Genomic DNA, 15,223 nt, shown 5'->3' on the forward strand with positions numbered 1-15,223 from the left:
GCTCAGATGCGGCGGGACCGCGTCCCCTCATGTCTCCAGCGGTCCCCGTCAGGGATCGTCATGTCGGGAATTAGGTCATGATCGACAGGCTTCTTGCGTTCTCCGTGCATCAGCGCTGGCTGGTCATGATCGCCGTGCTGATGATGGGCGCCTTCGGCGTCTGGAACTTCACACGCCTGCCGATCGATGCCGTTCCTGACATCACGAATGTCCAGGTTCAGATCAACACCAACGCGCCGGGCTTCTCGCCGCTGGAGGTCGAGCAGCGCATTACGTTCCCGATCGAGACGGGGATGGCCGGCCTGCCGAACCTCGTGAACACGCGCTCGCTGTCGCGCTACGGCCTCAGCCAGGTCACCGTCGTGTTCAAGGACGGCACCGACATCTACTTCGCGCGTCAGCTCGTCAACGAACGCGTCCAGCGGGTAAAGGACTCGCTGCCGACCGGCATCGAGACGGCGATGGGACCGGTCTCTACCGGCCTAGGCGAGATCTACATGTACACGGTCGAGGCGAAGGAGGGGGCGAAGAACGCCGAAGGCAAGCCCTACACACCGAGCGATCTGCGGACCGTGCAGGACTGGATCATCAAGCCCCAGCTTCGCAACGTGCAGGGGGTCAACGAGGTCAACACCATCGGCGGCTTCGAGAAGCAGTTCCACGTGCTTCCGGATCCGGCCAGGCTGATGGCCTACCGTCTGAGCTTCCGCGACGTGATGACGTCGCTCGCCAACAACAACGCCAATGTCGGCGCCGGCTACATCGAGAAGAACGGCGAGCAGTATCTGGTGCGCACGCCCGGACAGGTCGCCGATGTCGAGGAGATCCGGCAGATCGTCATTGGCTCCCGCAACGGCGTCCCGGTCCGCATCCTCGACATCGCGGAGGTCAAGGAAGGCACCGACCTGCGAACCGGCGCAGCGACCGTCGACGGGAAGGAAGTCGTGCTCGGCACGGCGATGCTGCTGATTGGCGAGAACGGCCGGACCGTCGCGCAGCGTGTCGGGCAAAAGCTGGAGCAGATTCAGAAGTCGCTGCCGGAGGGCATCTCTCTGCGCGCGATCTACGACCGCACCCATCTGATCGATGCGACCATCGCGACCGTCGAGAAGAACCTGGTCGAGGGCGCGTTGCTCGTCATCGCGATCCTGTTCCTCATCCTCGGGAACTTCAAGGCGGCCTTCGCCACCGCGCTCGTCATTCCGCTGTCGATGCTGTTCACCATCACGGGCATGTTCGAGAACAAGGTCAGCGCCAACCTGATGAGTCTCGGCGCCATCGACTTCGGCATTATCATCGATGGTGCCGTCATCATCGTGGAGAACTGCCTGCGTCTGCTTGCCCATGAGCAGGCGAAGCGGGGGTGCCTGTTGACCCGCGAGGAGCGCTTCGAGACGATCATCGAAGCGTCGCGCGAGGTCATCAAGCCCAGCCTGTTCGGCACGCTGATCATCGCCGTGGTCTATCTGCCGGTGCTCACGCTGACCGGCGTCGAAGGCAAGATGTTCACGCCGATGGCGCTGACCGTGCTGATGGCGTTGCTGGGCGCCAGCATCCTGTCGATGACCTTCGTTCCGGCCGCTGTCGCGCTGTTCGTGACCGGCAAGGTCTCCGAGAAGGAGAACTGGTTCATGCGCGCCGCGCGTCGGACCTACGTGCCGTTGCTCGATATCGCGATCCGTCTGCGCGTCATCGTGGCGGCCGCGGCCGTGGCGCTCATCGTCGTGAGCGGATACGCCGCGACGCGGATGGGCGGCGAGTTCATCCCGAGCCTCGACGAGGGCGACGTCGCGATCCAGGCGATGCGCATCCCCGGAACCAGCCTCACGCAATCGCTCGAGATGCAGATGGCGCTCGAGCGGCGGCTGGCCAGGATTCCAGAGGTGAAGGAATCCTTCGCACGTACCGGTACCGCGGAGGTGGCGACAGATCCCATGCCGCCGTCGATCTCGGACGGCTATGTCATGCTCAAGCCGCGCGATCAGTGGCCCGATCCGAAGAAGTCGAAGCTCGATCTGATGAAGGAGATCGAGGCCGCATCCGAGGAGGTCGCAGGCAGCCTGTACGAACTCTCGCAGCCGATTCAGCTTCGCTTCAACGAACTGATCTCGGGCGTGCGCAGTGACGTCGGCGTCAAGATCTTCGGCGACGACCTTGGCGTGCTCGCAGGGATCGCGGGGCAGGTGCAGTCGGCGCTACAGAACATCCAGGGCGCCGCGGACGTGAAGACGGAGCAGGTCGCAGGGCTTCCGGTGCTGACGGTCAAGCTGGATCGCAAGGCGCTGGCGCGCTTCGGTATCAGCGTGTCGGATGTGCAGAACCTGGTCGAGATCGCCGTGGGCGGCAAGACCGCCGGCCTGGTGTTCGAGGGCGACCGCCGCTTCGATCTCGTTGTGCGCCTTCCGGACGAACTCCGGACGGATATCGAGGCGATCAAGGCGCTGCCGATCCCGCTGCCGCCGCTGGAGGGGCAGCCCAGCCAGAACAAGGCGATGCCCGCGGCGTTCGGGACCTCGCCGCTGGCCCAGATGCGCTACGCGCCGCTGTCGGAACTGGCGGAGATCTCGGTCGCGCCGGGACCGAACCAGATCAGCCGCGAGGACGGCAAGCGCCGTATCGTCGTCTCCGCTAATGTGCGCGGACGCGATCTCGGCTCCTTCGTCGGCGAGGCGCAGCAGCAGATCGCGCAGAAGGTCAAACTGCCCGCAGGCTACTGGATCGGCTGGGGCGGCCAGTTCGAGCAGCTCGTCTCGGCGACGCAGCGCCTGACCATCGTGGTCCCCATCGCGCTGTTGCTGATCTTCCTGCTGCTGTTCATCAGCCTCGGCTCCGTGGCCGACGCTTTGCTGGTCTTCAGCGGCGTGCCGCTGGCGCTCACGGGCGGCATCTTCGCGCTGCTGTTGCGTGACATTCCGCTGTCGATCAGTGCGGGCATCGGCTTTGTCGCGCTCTCGGGTGTGGCGGTGCTCAACGGTCTCGTCATCATCACCTTCATCGCGCGGCTTCGCCTCGAAGGGAAAAAGGTGGTGGAGGCCGTGCGCGAAGGCGCGCTGACTCGGTTGCGGCCTGTGTTGATGACGGCGCTGGTGGCATCGCTCGGCTTCGTGCCGATGGCGATCGCGACGGGGGCGGGCGCCGAGGTGCAGCGCCCGCTCGCGACGGTCGTCATCGGCGGCATCGTCTCGTCGACCATCCTCACGCTGCTCGTTCTTCCCGCGCTCTATATCCTGTTCCGCCGGGAATCGTCGCCTGCCCATGTGGAGGCGAAGCCCGTCCATGCTATCCACGGAGACCATTGATGAAGACAATCCTGCTCGTCCTATCCGCGCTGTTGCTGGCGGTGCCGGCGATGGCGCAGCACGCGCATCAGAAGGGGCCGAATGGCGGACCCATGGAGGATGTCGCCGGCGTGCATGTCGAGATGATCGCTGCGGGGAAGGTGCTGACCTTCAACATCCTCGACGAGGCCAACAGACCGCTCCCGGCCAGCGGCTATTCCGGCGCCGTGCTGCTGACATCCGGAAGCGACCGCGAGACGCTGCCGCTCGTCACCTCCGGGACTGCATTGAAGGCCGAAGCGAAAGGCGACATCGCCAAGGGCACTTCGGTAAGCGTCACGTTGAAAACGGCCCACGGCAAGTCTGGCCAGGCCAGGTTCAAGAACTGAGGGGATCAACCCCGGATGACGCAAGAGCTTCATCCCGGCTGCGCTTGATCGACCCAAACTACGCGCTATTTATCGCTATCGGATGCCATCAGCAGGAACTTGCGCTTCAGCGCGTTGACCCTGGAGACGTAACCCGCAACGGAATGGTCGCCGCATCGCTCATTGGCCGTCATCTGGAAGCGACGGCGTGCATAAGCGGTGGCGGGTCCTCCACCGCACAGATGGATGAAGGCGGCGAGATCCTGCACCTGTTGTGGGGTCGGCGCCACGCCGCCGGTGCGCGCGAGGACCGCGGCGACATTGCGGTCCAGATAGATCGATGCGAGCTCGGTGGCATGGCTCGGGATGGCACGAATATAGGGGCCGAAGCCGCAGCCCGTATCCTGAACCGCGTTCGCCCGGATGCAGAAGCGCGAAACTTCGGCATAGGCCGGATCGGTCATTTGAAAGAGACCGACGGCGCTGGATGCGGGCCGATAGATCGCGAACGGATTGAAGCTGAACCGCCAGCGCCAATAGGTACGGTCCAGGGGATTGCCGGAACTCTCGACCTGCGCCAGCGCAGCGAGCAATTCTGGCGTGATCGACCGCGTCGAAAAGGCGCGAAACAGCGGCCCGTAATGCCGCCACGTCTCGGCCGGCTCCTTGTCCAGCCTGTGGCCGACAAAGAAGAACAACTCGGTCGGCTTGTGGATCACGTGATAGATGAGGTTGGACAGCACGAGGGTGACAAGCACGATTGCGACGGCGCCAGTGATTTGAATGGCGCGCGGCAGTTTCGCGAGCGTCCGTTGCGCCGAGCGCAGGCTGCGCCGCCAGCGACGACGGCATTTGGCGCTGAAGATGAACGGGACCTTCGTCATGGCTGATGGCAGCGCGCTAATCCGCCTGCGGCTGGCTGATGCCGAGCTTCTTGACGCGGGTGCGGACGGATAGCGGTGACCGCTTCAACCGGATCGCGATCTCGTTGACGCTGCGACCGACCGACAATTGCCGGCGCAATTCTTCGTCCTGCTGCGAGGTCCAGACAGCGTCGGATTTCTGGCTTAGTTTCATGAGGACTTATAATAGTCTGTAGCCCGGATGAAGCCAACGGGTCGCGCGTCGCGCGCCCGATGATAAACTCCGCGTAATCCAGGCTACGCTTGCTTTCGCGATACGCAGTCGCCCCGCTTCACAGCGCTGGACGGCGAGCGGCCGGGTTTCGTGACGCGCGGGTCGCGATGGTTTCGCCGGCAGCAGACGTCTCGACGTTGGTGCATCCGACTACTGGTTCTGGATGGAGACGCTCATTCCGCTCAGGTCGAAATCGAACTGGAGGCCCAGTTGCTCGCCTTCCAGCGTCAGGACGACGCCCTTGGCGTTGCGCATCTGGATGGCGCGCCTGCCTGCGCCGACCGCCACACCTGCACCGAGCGCCGTATAAATGCCTTCGATGTCCGAAGCCTGATGCATATTTTGCGCCGCGCCGACCAGATCGGTCGAGGAGCCCCCAAACGTCAGGCCCGCGCTCACGCCGCCGATGCGAAACGGATACATCTCACCACGGAAGCTGAGGATTCCGCTCCCTGCCTGCGCTCCGATGAACCATCCGGCCTTGAAGAACTTGAAGCGGACTTTGCCGGTGTCCGCGTGAGCGGGCAGCGACAGTGCGGCGGACAGCAGAGTTGCGACGGTGAGACGCGTGAGGCAGCGAGCTATTTGAAAGCGCATATTGATATTCCGGTCATCGGGCTGCCGCGTGACGGCCCCGCGGCAACTAGATAGAGCATCGCAGGACTCGTCAATAACGGAGGTCGACGCGCGGTCGCCTCCCAACGGGCGCAACGTCCGACGTCAACGCGTGGGGCAATAGCGAAGCGTATTGCGCCGATACGACGATGGCGGATTACGCAGTGCTCATCCGGCCACCGCTTGCCGATGGACATGCGACCAAAATTGGCCATTATATCGCCAGAATATCATCGCCACCCTGAAGACACTGACGTGACGACGATACAGACCAATCTGCCTAACCTGCGGCACTCATTCGCATTCGAAAGAACACGATGACAGGTCTCTCGCGTAGGACGACGCTGGTGAAGGCGACAACTGCAGATAGGGCGCCGGACGTTTCAGAGCGCACCATGATCGCACGCCGCGAGCTGTTACGTTTTTTCGCCGCCAGTCCTCTTCTCACGGCGAGTTCTCTCGGTGCGATCACCACCCTGTTGACGGCTAACACGCATCAAGCGCTCGCGCAGAGCTATGACGTGCTGCGCGGCTCGCGAAGAGCGTTCGGCCCGGACGGCATCATCACCGCTCCGGCCGATGCGCTGGACGTGTTTGAGTTCGAGCCGGCGGCGAAGAAGGCCGTGCTCAGCCAGGACGCGCCGGCGCACTGGGGCTACCTCCAGAGCGGCGTCGACGGCGACGTGACGCGCGACGCCAACCACACGGCCTTCGCGAAGTACAACATCCGCGTTCAGCGTCTCATCGATGCGCGGAAGATCGACACCAGCGTGAAGATCTTCGGTGAAACCTGGGCCAGCCCCATCTTCATGTGCCCGGTCAGCAGCCTCGGCGCCTACGATCCCGAGGCGGGGGTCACCGTGGCGCGTGCCGCTGCCAAGCGCAACCATCAGATGATGCTCTCGACGGTCGATAATGCGAGCATCGTCGACGTCAACAAGGCGCACGGCCGGCCCGCCTGGTTCATGTTGTATCCGACCGATGACTGGAACGTGACGCGGGCGCTGGTGCAGCGCGCCGAGAGTGCGGGCTCTCCGGCGATCGTTCTCACGGTCGATCGCCAGGGTGGCCGCAATACCGAGACCCTGTTCCGCGAGCGGCGCCAGGATCTGCGCGAGTGCTCGGGCTGTCACACACCGGGCTTCACCAACGAGGTCAGCCGCAAGGCCAACTTCGCGGACATCGACGTTTCCAAAGTCACCAACCTCTACGGCACCGGGATGACGTGGGAATTCGTCGATCGCCTGCGCGGGATCGTCAAGGGCAAGCTCGTGCTGAAGGGCATCATGACGGGTGAGGACGCCAAGGAGGCGCTGCGCCACGGCGTGGACGGCCTGATCGTCTCCAACCACGGTGGGCGCGCGGAAGAGAGCGGGCAGTCGACGATCGGCGTGCTGGCAGAAGTCGTGGATTCGGTGGGCGGCCGCATCCCGGTGCTCATCGACGGGGGCGTGCGCCGCGGCACCGATGTCCTGAAGGCGCTCGCCTTGGGCGCCACGGCCGTCGGCATTGGGCGGCCTTACGTGTGGGGCCTGGCGTCGTTCGGCGAGGCCGGTGTGGACCGGGTGCTGCAGATCCTGGACGATGAGTTCGTCACGATCATGCGGCAGGTGGGTGCGCTGGACATCAACCACATCACGCGGCGCTGCGTCACCAACGCCTAGCCGCGCCCGACCTCCGATGAATGAACAGCGCCTCATGCCTGGACTACGGCTGTCGGCGGCGTGACTGCACACTGCAAGACTCCAAGGGACTAGGGAAAACGCAGCGAGTAGGGCGCAAGTGCGAAGCGTATTGCGCCGATAGGACGATGGTGGGTTACGCTGCGCTAATCCGTTCTGCGCTTGCTGCGATTCTGATGGTTTGGCGCAGCAAGTTTATCCATCGACGGACGAAGTTCGGACGAATAGATCAAGGCAATTTTGCTTCGTCTATTGCTTCGATAATGCAGGCGGATTTGAAGCAGTAAGAAATACCCGAATGACTGCCGTGCATATCATCTCGTCCCCGCAAATGCCCAGCATTTACGCCAACAAGAAGAAGGTCGCGGAAATAGCCGCCGGACAGTCCTTGGCCAGCTTTCCACCCCTTCGCGAGCGCGAATACAGGGCTTCCCGAGGAACCGGCAGAGGAGAATGCCTCATAAGCAATTCGTCGTGCGGGTGACATGTCAATATCTTGGTAATTGCTTTCCGGGTCGCTCGCGATGGTGCCCATGCGCATTATGGGCCTTTCGCCATTCCGGTCGTAGAAGTCTGGATATCCGGGCAGCGCCACCATGTCGCAAATGCTTAAGCTCGCGAGCTGTTTTTCATCCGCAATGCTGTCATAGCTTATATAATTGACCCGCATTTCGTGCTCAGGCGGCTCCGTTGCGAAGCGAACGTTAGTTAGATTGATAGCCGCCACGTCTTCATCGACATTCTCAGGGAAGCCGATAGAAATGTCATCAGCCAATCTCGCGTGCAAATACTTGCCGCCAAAATACCCAGATAGCTCTAGAGAATCGGGCCGATAGCCGGCGTATTTTTCGGCTTTCATTACGGCGTCCACATTGTGGCGGTTTGTGATGAGATACATCTCCGAACCGCGAGTGATGTAAAACGCTGTGCCGACGATTTTGATTGAGTGGCCGTTCGGATGGACGTGCTCTACTGCGAGTTTGTACGCGGTGTATAGCAGGTGCTTGGCTGGACTGTGAAACAACCGCTTCTCTCCCTCTAGTGATATCGAACCTATCAGTTCCGCAATTCCAGAAGGCGAACGTAAAAAAAAAGAGGCCGCTCTTTGAGCGGCCTCTTTGCAACAACAATTCGTTTTATTACGAGCAGCCCGTTGTGCTACCGCACGTATCGCACTTCATGCATGTGCCATTCCGCACCAGCGTGAAGTTCGAGCACTCCCCGCACATGTCGCCCTCATAGCCCTTGGCTTTCGCTTCGGCACGGCGTTCGGCCTTGCTGGGCGCGGCGGCTGCGGCGCTTCCCGCTTTGCTCCAGGCTTGCGCCTCAAGCTTTTCGGTCGGCGAGAGCTGGTGCTCGGGCTCGGCGGTCTTGAGGGCCACCGCGGCATCTCCGCTGCCGTGGCGGGCGGTGGCGCCCGATGCGTTCAGCGAGGTGACGTTGCCGCTCGCACGGGCGTCGGTGGTGTCGACCGGGGCCGGCGCGCGCATGACGACGAGGTTGTCGGTGCGTGAGCGGGTCAGACCCTTGGAGACATACTTGTTCTGGTCGACCGGCGCCTTGCCTTCGTCCTCGCCCTTGCCGAGCGCATCGAAACCCGCTTCCGAGACATCCACATGTCCGAGATCGAAGCGCGACATGTAGGACACCGCGAGTTCGCGGAACACATAGTCGAGGATCGAGGTCGCGAACTTGATGGAGTCGTTGCCCTGCACCGGACCCGCGGGCTCAAAACGGGTGAAGGTGAAGGCGTCGACATATTCCTCCAGCGGCACGCCGTACTGGAGACCCAGCGAGACGGCGATGGCGAAGTTGTTGATGAAGGAGCGAAGTGCCGCGCCTTCCTTGTGCATGTCGATGAAGATCTCGCCGAGGCGGCCGTCATCGTATTCGCCGGTGCGCAAGTACACTTTGTGACCGCCGACGACGGCCTTCTGGGTGTAGCCCTTGCGGCGATCCGGCATCTTCTCGCGGTCGCGCATCACCACGATGCGCTCGACCAGACGCTCGACCACCTTCTCGGAGATTGCGGCGGTGCGGGCCGCCATCGGCTTCTCCATCAGGTTCTCCAGCGCATCCTCGTCCTCGTCCTCATCAGAGATGAGCTGCGAGTTGAGCGGCTGCGAGAGCTTGGAGCCATCGCGATACAGCGCGTTGGCCTTCAGCGCGAGCTTCCACGAGAGGAGGTAAGCGGACTTGCAGTCCTCCACTGTGGCGTCGTTCGGCATGTTGATGGTCTTGGAGATCGCACCCGAGATGAAGGGCTGCGACGCCGCCATCATGCGGATGTGGCTCTCCACCGAGAGATAGCGCTTGCCGATCTTGCCGCAGGGATTGGCGCAATCGAACACGCTGTAATGCTCGGCCTTGAGGTGCGGGGCAGCTTCCACCGTCATCGCGCCGCAGATGTGCACGTTGGCGGCTTCGATCTCGCGCTTGGTGAAGCCGAGCGCGGCGAGCAGGTCGAAGCCCGGAGCGGCAATGGCTTCGGCCTCGATCTTCAGGGTGTCGCGCAGGAAGTCCTCGCCGAAGGTCCACTTGTTGAAGGCGAACTTGATGTCGAAGGCGGTCGGCAAGGCTGCCTCGGCCTTCTTCAGCGCTTCATCGGTGAAGCCCTTGGCCTTCAGCGTCGAGGCATTGATGCCCGGCGCGTTGGACAGCGAGCCGTGACCGACGGCATAGGCCTCGATCTCGGCGATCTCGCTTTCGCGATAGCCGAGCTTACGGAGTGCGGCCGGGACGGCGCGGTTGATGATCTTCCAGTAGCCGCCACCGGCGAGCTTCTTGAATTTCACCAGCGCGAAGTCAGGCTCGATACCGGTGGTGTCGCAATCCATGACCAGGCCGATCGTGCCGGTCGGCGCCACGACGGTGGTCTGGGCGTTGCGATAGCCGTGGAGTTCGCCGAGTTCGAGGGCGAGATCCCAGGCGATCTTGGCGCGGGTGACGATGTCAGCCTGCGGGCAGGAGGCATGGTCGAGCGCGACGGGGGCGACGGCGAGGCCTTCATAGCCGCGGGTTTCGCCATGGGCCGCACGGCGGTGGTTGCGGATGACACGCAGCATATGGGCCGCGTTCTTCTTGTAGCCGGGGAACGGGCCGAGCTCCTTGGCCATCTCGGCCGAGGTCGCGTAGCTGACGCCGGTCATGACAGCGGTGAGGGCGCCGCACAGCGCGCGGCCTTCCTTGCTGTCGTAGGACAGACCCATGGTCATCAGCAGGCCGCCGATGTTCGCATAGCCGAGGCCGAGGGTGCGGAACTCGTAGGAGAGTTCGGCGATCGGCTTCGACGGGAACTGCGCCATCATCACCGAGATTTCGAGCACCATGGTCCACAGACGGCAGAGATGCTCGTAGGCGTGGATGTCGAAGGTGGCGGCGGCGGTGTCGTAGAAGGTCAGCAGGTTGGCCGAGGCGAGGTTACACGCCGTGTCGTCCAGGAACATGTATTCCGAGCACGGATTGGACGCGCGGATATCGCCCGACGACTTGCAGGTGTGCCAGTCGTTCATGGTGGTGTTGAAGTGCAGGCCGGGATCGGCCGACGCCCAGGCGGCGTAGCCGATCTTCTCCCACAGGTCGCGGGCCTTGATGGTCTTCATGACCTTGCCGTCCTTGCGGGCGATCAAGTCCCAGGTGCCGTCGGTTTCGACGGCGCGCAGGAAATCGTCCTTCAGCGAGACGGAGTTGTTGGAGTTCTGGCCGGCGACGGTGAGATAGGCTTCGCTATCCCAATCGGTGTCATAGATGTCGAAGGCGATGTCCTTGTAGCCCTGCTTGGCGAACTGGATCACGCGCTTGATCATGTTGTCGGTGACCAGCGAACGGCGGGCGAGCTTGATCTCGCGGCGCAGCGCCGGGTTCTTCTCGGGATCGAAGCAGTCGTCGCCCGAACCTTCACAGTTCACGCAGGCCTTCATGATGGCCTTGAGGTGCTTCTGGTTCATCTTCGACCCGGTGACGAGGGCCGCGACCTTCTGCTCTTCCTTCACCTTCCAGTCGATATAGGTCTCGATATCCGGATGGTCGGCATCGACCACCACCATCTTGGCCGCACGGCGCGTGGTGCCGCCCGACTTGATGGCGCCGGCTGCGCGATCGCCAATCTTGAGGAACGACATCAGGCCGCTTGAGCGTCCGCCGCCCGACAGCTTCTCGCCTTCGCCGCGCAGCTTCGAGAAATTCGAGCCGGTGCCCGAGCCGTATTTGAACAAGCGGGCTTCACGCACCCACAGGTCCATGATGCCGCCTTCATTGACCAGATCGTCCTCGACGCCCTGGATGAAACAGGCATGCGGCTGCGGATGTTCGTAAGCCGACTTCGACTTGGTCAGCTTGCCGGTCTTCCAGTCGACGTAATAGTGGCCCTGGCCGGGACCATCGACGCCGTAGGCCCAGTGCAGGCCGGTGTTGAACCACTGCGGCGAGTTCGGCGCGACCATCTGTTTGGCGAGCATGAAGCGCAGCTCGTCATGGAAAGCGTGGGCGTCGGCTTCAGAGGTGAAGTAGCCGCCCTTCCAGCCCCAATAGGTCCAGCAGCCGGCGAGCCGGTCGAACACCTGCTTGGATGAGAGCTCAGAGACGAAGCGCTCTTTCTCGGGCAGGGCGGCGAGGGCCTCGGTGTCCGGCACCGAGCGCCACAGCCACGACGGCACGGTCTCTTCCTCGACCTTCTTCAGCTTCGCGGCGACGCCGGCCTTGCGGAAATACTTCTGGGCCAGCACGTCGGAGGCGACCTGCGACCATGAGTCGGGCACTTCAACGCCTTCAAGCTTGAACACCACGGAGCCATCCGGATTGCGGATCTCGGACGTGGTGTGGCGGAAGTCGATCCCGGCATAGGGCGACTGTCCTTCGGTGGTGTAGCGGCGTTGAATCTGCATCGTGGTCGTGCCCCGTCTTAAGCCCGACACCCCATCTGGCGGCATCGGAGATTTCTGTTAGCGACGTCCGGGTTGCCCCAAATTCGCCGCAGCTTGGCCGGGTGAACCGGTCCTGTTTATCTCTGTGGAGCATGTGCTGGCCGTTATCTCGGCCACCCGGGACTGCCGGGGTCATGCTTCCCGGATCTGGCTTTCCTTGCAACTGCAGGTCGACCCGATCCTAACGCCTCACCACGCTGTTTGAGCCGGTTTCCGGCCCGTTTTTTAGTGCTCCAAACGCCGACTTTCCGGCCCGGATTCCAGGACGCAAATCCCCGATCCCGTAGCCTCGACTGGAGGACGGAGCGGTCAATCTGGAACCCGTTTGGGAGCGTCCGGCGGGACAAAAAACGACCCGCGCCGAACAGTTCGAAAACTAGGCCAAACCGATCTCACCCGTCAAGGAGTAGTCGGGGTTCCTGAATCAAATACTAAATATGGTGGAAAGGGTGGATAACCAAGGGGTCGGAGCGCGCCTCGATTGAGGTCAAGTATCAGTGAGTCCTCATGGATTCGGAAGTCAAAAATATTTCTAAAACTGTCCGGAATCCGAGCTGCGCCCACTGTTCACAGCCCAACTTTATTTTGTCATCCAGGGATTGCGTTTGGGGGGACTCAGGCGCAGCGGCTGTTGCCGGTCAGGTTCCCTCCACCGGCAGTGGTCAGACCCTCCAACTGCGCGCATGGTCTCGTCGATTCCTCAGCCGGTTTTCCCCATGACACTGCAAAGTCCGCCCGGGTCGCGCCCGCGAATCGCTCCGCTTGGTCTGCTCTTCCTGGCGCTCACATCCATCGGATGGGGGCTGATCTGGCCGGCCACGAAACTGCTGCTCAGCGAGTGGCCGGTAATGCACTGAGTGGTACTAGTATGGTTGGTTCTGTGCCGATGAATGGCCTCGCACTCGCCCGCAGTGAGAGCCCGGATGAGCCTATGCGGGATCATGGCGGGGGCGGCGTGACAGATCGCAAGATCAACGCCCATCGCGCCGCGGGACTGCTGCTGCCTTGATCTGGCTGGGAGTGCCCGGCCACATGCGCTGCAGTTCGGGATGGCCGTCCCAGAACTGATGTTTCAGCGCGGCGGCGATGTGCAGGCCGACCAGCGCATAGAGCGCATAGGACAGCCACACGTGAATGCCGCCGAAGATGTCGTGCAGGCGTTCCTTGAAGGCCGGCTCGATCGACATGATCCAGCCAATGCGTGGCCACTGGAACAGGCCGAACAGATACATCGGAATTTCGCCAGCCGCCTTCCAGGCGGAATCGTGCATCCAGCCGGACAGCGGCAATCCGATCATCAGCACATAGAGCGCGAGATGCGCGCCATGTGCGGCGGCCCTCTCGGCGGGCGGATAGGTCTCGGGCAGATCGGGCGGCCTGTTCGCCGTGCGCCACAGCAGGCGCATCAGTACGAGGCCGAGCACGGTGATGCCGAACGACTTATGTGCATCGATGACGAAGCGGATGTCGTCCTCGGGAATGAGGTCCACGCTCCAGATCAGCGCGACATTGAGTGTGATCAGAACGGCAATCAGCCAATGCAGGATCATGGCGATGCGGCTGTAACGTTGAATCGGCATTTTCTGTGCGTGCATGGAATAAGTTTAAACAGGATTTGTCCTTTGAGGCATGACGACTTTGTGTGTTCGTCGTGACCGCAATCACGCGCTATTTGACCGCGGCTCCGCAACCCGATCACGATTCACGCGTAGCTGTCGCAGGACCGGTTTGCTCGAACGCGCGATTGAATTGACGGCATGACAATATCCCTTCAGGCGGCCTTCGCCGCCGCATCGCCGCGTATCACACCGCGCCGGATGCCGTTCATCAGCCTGCTGATCTATCTCGCCGTACTCGCGCTCTGGGCGCTGCTGTTCGGCCGGGCGTTCTTCCTCACCAGCATCTGGGCGTGGTCGGCGGGCATGGTCTATATCGCCTATGACACCTTGCTGATGCTCTATGTGGTGTGGCAGACGCTGCCGCTGGCAGTGTCCGCGCGTGGTCCATCTGCGGCGGTTGCCGGGCAATCGCGTCCATCGGTGGGAATCCTGATAGCCGCGCATAACGAGGCGATGAATCTGCCGGAGGCGCTGGCGGCCATCGCGCGGCAATCCGATGCGCCGGATCTGATCCTGATCGCGGATGACGGCTCGCGCGATGCAACCGACACGCTTCTCCGTGACCGTTACGGTCTCGCCATTCCGGCGGTCGGTCAGAGCAGCATCGGCCAGTTCGGCAGTTCCAGGCTGCAATGGCTGCGCCTGCCGCATCAGGGCAAGGCGCGGGCGCTGAACACGGCGATCCTCAAGGCCGATACCGACATCGTCATCACGCTGGATGCCGATACGTTTCTGGCTGATGATGCCATCGCCGAAATGCGTTCGGCCTTTGCAGCGGATCCCGCACTGGTCGCGGCCGGCGGCATCCTCGTGCCGGTCTGCGACGACAGTGCCAGCGGCCGCGTGATGCAGTGGTTCCAGACCTACGAATATATCCGCAACATCATCTCGCGCTTCGCCTGGATGCGCGGCAACAGCCTGCTGTTGATCTCCGGCGCCTTTGCCGGCTTCCGCAGGGAGGCGCTGGTGACCGTCGGTGGCTTCGATGCGGAGTGTCTTGTCGAGGACTATGAGCTGACCCACCGCATGCATCGCCATGCCGTCGATCACGGATTGGATTGGCAGTTGCAGATGGTTGGCACGTCGCTGGCGCGCACTGAAGCGCCGTCTCACGTCATGACATTTCTGCGGCAGCGCCGGCGCTGGTTCGCGGGCTTCCTGCAGACGCAGTACTGGAATCGCGACATGACCGGCAATCGCCGCTATGGCCGGCTCGGCCTGCGCATGCTGCCGATCAAGGCGCTGGATACGCTGCAGCCGATCTACGGCCTCACGGCCTTCGCATTGCTGCTGGCTTTGCTGGTTACCGGCAAGACTGCCATCGCCGTGCCGGTGTTCGGTCTGATCACCGCGAAGATCGTCGCGGATTTCCTGGTCTATCTCTGGACCGTGCATCTCTATCAGCGCCTGACAGGCGGCCGCACACGCACGAGTTTTGCCGCAGCGGTGTTCGCGGCGATCCTCGAACCGTTCAGTTTTCAGTTGCTGCGTCACGCCGGTGCGGCGTGGGGCTGGGTCGCGTTCCTGCGCGGCAACAACGAGTGGGGCTTTGTGCCCGCCGCATCGCCCCGGCGTCAGGCACCTAACGCGGGCGAGTAGTCG

General features: G+C 62.6%; 10 protein-coding genes. 4 read left to right on the plus strand and 6 right to left on the minus strand.

Going from position 1 to position 15,223, the window contains the following annotated elements; genetic code table 11:
* The first annotated feature begins 77 nt into the window (after positions 1-77).
* Both AB8A38_RS03870 and AB8A38_RS03875 read left to right on the plus strand, forming a co-directional pair.
* On the plus strand, positions 78-3,299 hold the full coding sequence (locus AB8A38_RS03870; protein WP_439085042.1) for an efflux RND transporter permease subunit: 3,222 nt from the start codon (positions 78-80) through the stop codon (positions 3,297-3,299).
* Positions 3,299-3,667 carry a hypothetical protein gene (locus AB8A38_RS03875; protein WP_439085043.1) on the plus strand — a complete coding sequence of 123 codons (369 nt, stop codon included), beginning with the start codon at positions 3,299-3,301 and terminating at the stop codon, positions 3,665-3,667. Before AB8A38_RS03870 ends, AB8A38_RS03875 begins: the two co-directional genes overlap by 1 nt.
* Positions 3,668-3,732: 65 nt before the next feature.
* Here AB8A38_RS03875 and AB8A38_RS03880 read toward each other — a convergent pair whose 3' ends face one another.
* The 3 genes from AB8A38_RS03880 to AB8A38_RS03890 form a co-directional block, all read right to left on the minus strand.
* Complete coding sequence (locus AB8A38_RS03880; RefSeq protein WP_439085044.1) at positions 3,733-4,530, minus strand: lytic transglycosylase domain-containing protein; 798 nt, start codon at positions 4,528-4,530, stop codon at positions 3,733-3,735.
* 16 nt (positions 4,531-4,546) lie between these two features.
* The gene (locus tag AB8A38_RS03885) at positions 4,547-4,723 is read right to left on the minus strand and encodes a hypothetical protein (protein WP_158005736.1); all 177 of its coding nucleotides are present in this window, start codon (positions 4,721-4,723) and stop codon (positions 4,547-4,549) included.
* A gap of 210 nt (positions 4,724-4,933) precedes the next feature.
* Positions 4,934-5,485, minus strand: a complete 552-nt coding sequence (locus tag AB8A38_RS03890; protein WP_439058540.1) for a hypothetical protein — start codon at positions 5,483-5,485, stop codon at positions 4,934-4,936.
* A gap of 308 nt (positions 5,486-5,793) precedes the next feature.
* On the opposite strand from AB8A38_RS03890, the gene AB8A38_RS03895 reads away from it, so the two are divergent.
* Complete coding sequence (locus tag AB8A38_RS03895) at positions 5,794-7,062, plus strand: alpha-hydroxy acid oxidase (RefSeq protein WP_439085045.1); 1,269 nt, start codon at positions 5,794-5,796, stop codon at positions 7,060-7,062.
* Between the two features lie 247 nt (positions 7,063-7,309).
* Here the strand turns inward: AB8A38_RS03895 and AB8A38_RS03900 are convergent, their stop codons facing one another.
* From AB8A38_RS03900 to AB8A38_RS03910, 3 genes are all read right to left on the minus strand, one after another.
* Positions 7,310-8,104 carry a hypothetical protein gene (locus AB8A38_RS03900; RefSeq protein ID WP_439085046.1) on the minus strand — a complete coding sequence of 265 codons (795 nt, stop codon included), beginning with the start codon at positions 8,102-8,104 and terminating at the stop codon, positions 7,310-7,312.
* Positions 8,105-8,219: 115 nt separating this feature from the next.
* Positions 8,220-11,963, minus strand: a complete 3,744-nt coding sequence (locus tag AB8A38_RS03905; RefSeq protein ID WP_439085047.1) for a vitamin B12-dependent ribonucleotide reductase — start codon at positions 11,961-11,963, stop codon at positions 8,220-8,222.
* A gap of 1,010 nt (positions 11,964-12,973) precedes the next feature.
* On the minus strand, positions 12,974-13,582 hold the full coding sequence (locus AB8A38_RS03910; protein WP_439085048.1) for a cytochrome b: 609 nt from the start codon (positions 13,580-13,582) through the stop codon (positions 12,974-12,976).
* A 177-nt stretch (positions 13,583-13,759) separates the two neighbouring features.
* Here AB8A38_RS03910 and AB8A38_RS03915 point away from each other — a divergent pair, with 177 nt between their 5' ends.
* Positions 13,760-15,220 carry a glycosyltransferase family 2 protein gene (locus AB8A38_RS03915; protein WP_439085049.1) on the plus strand — a complete coding sequence of 487 codons (1,461 nt, stop codon included), beginning with the start codon at positions 13,760-13,762 and terminating at the stop codon, positions 15,218-15,220.
* The last annotated feature ends 3 nt before the right edge of the window (positions 15,221-15,223 follow it).

This window comes from Tardiphaga sp. 839_C3_N1_4 (assembly GCF_051811045.1).
Classification (GTDB): Bacteria; Pseudomonadota; Alphaproteobacteria; order Rhizobiales; family Xanthobacteraceae; genus Tardiphaga.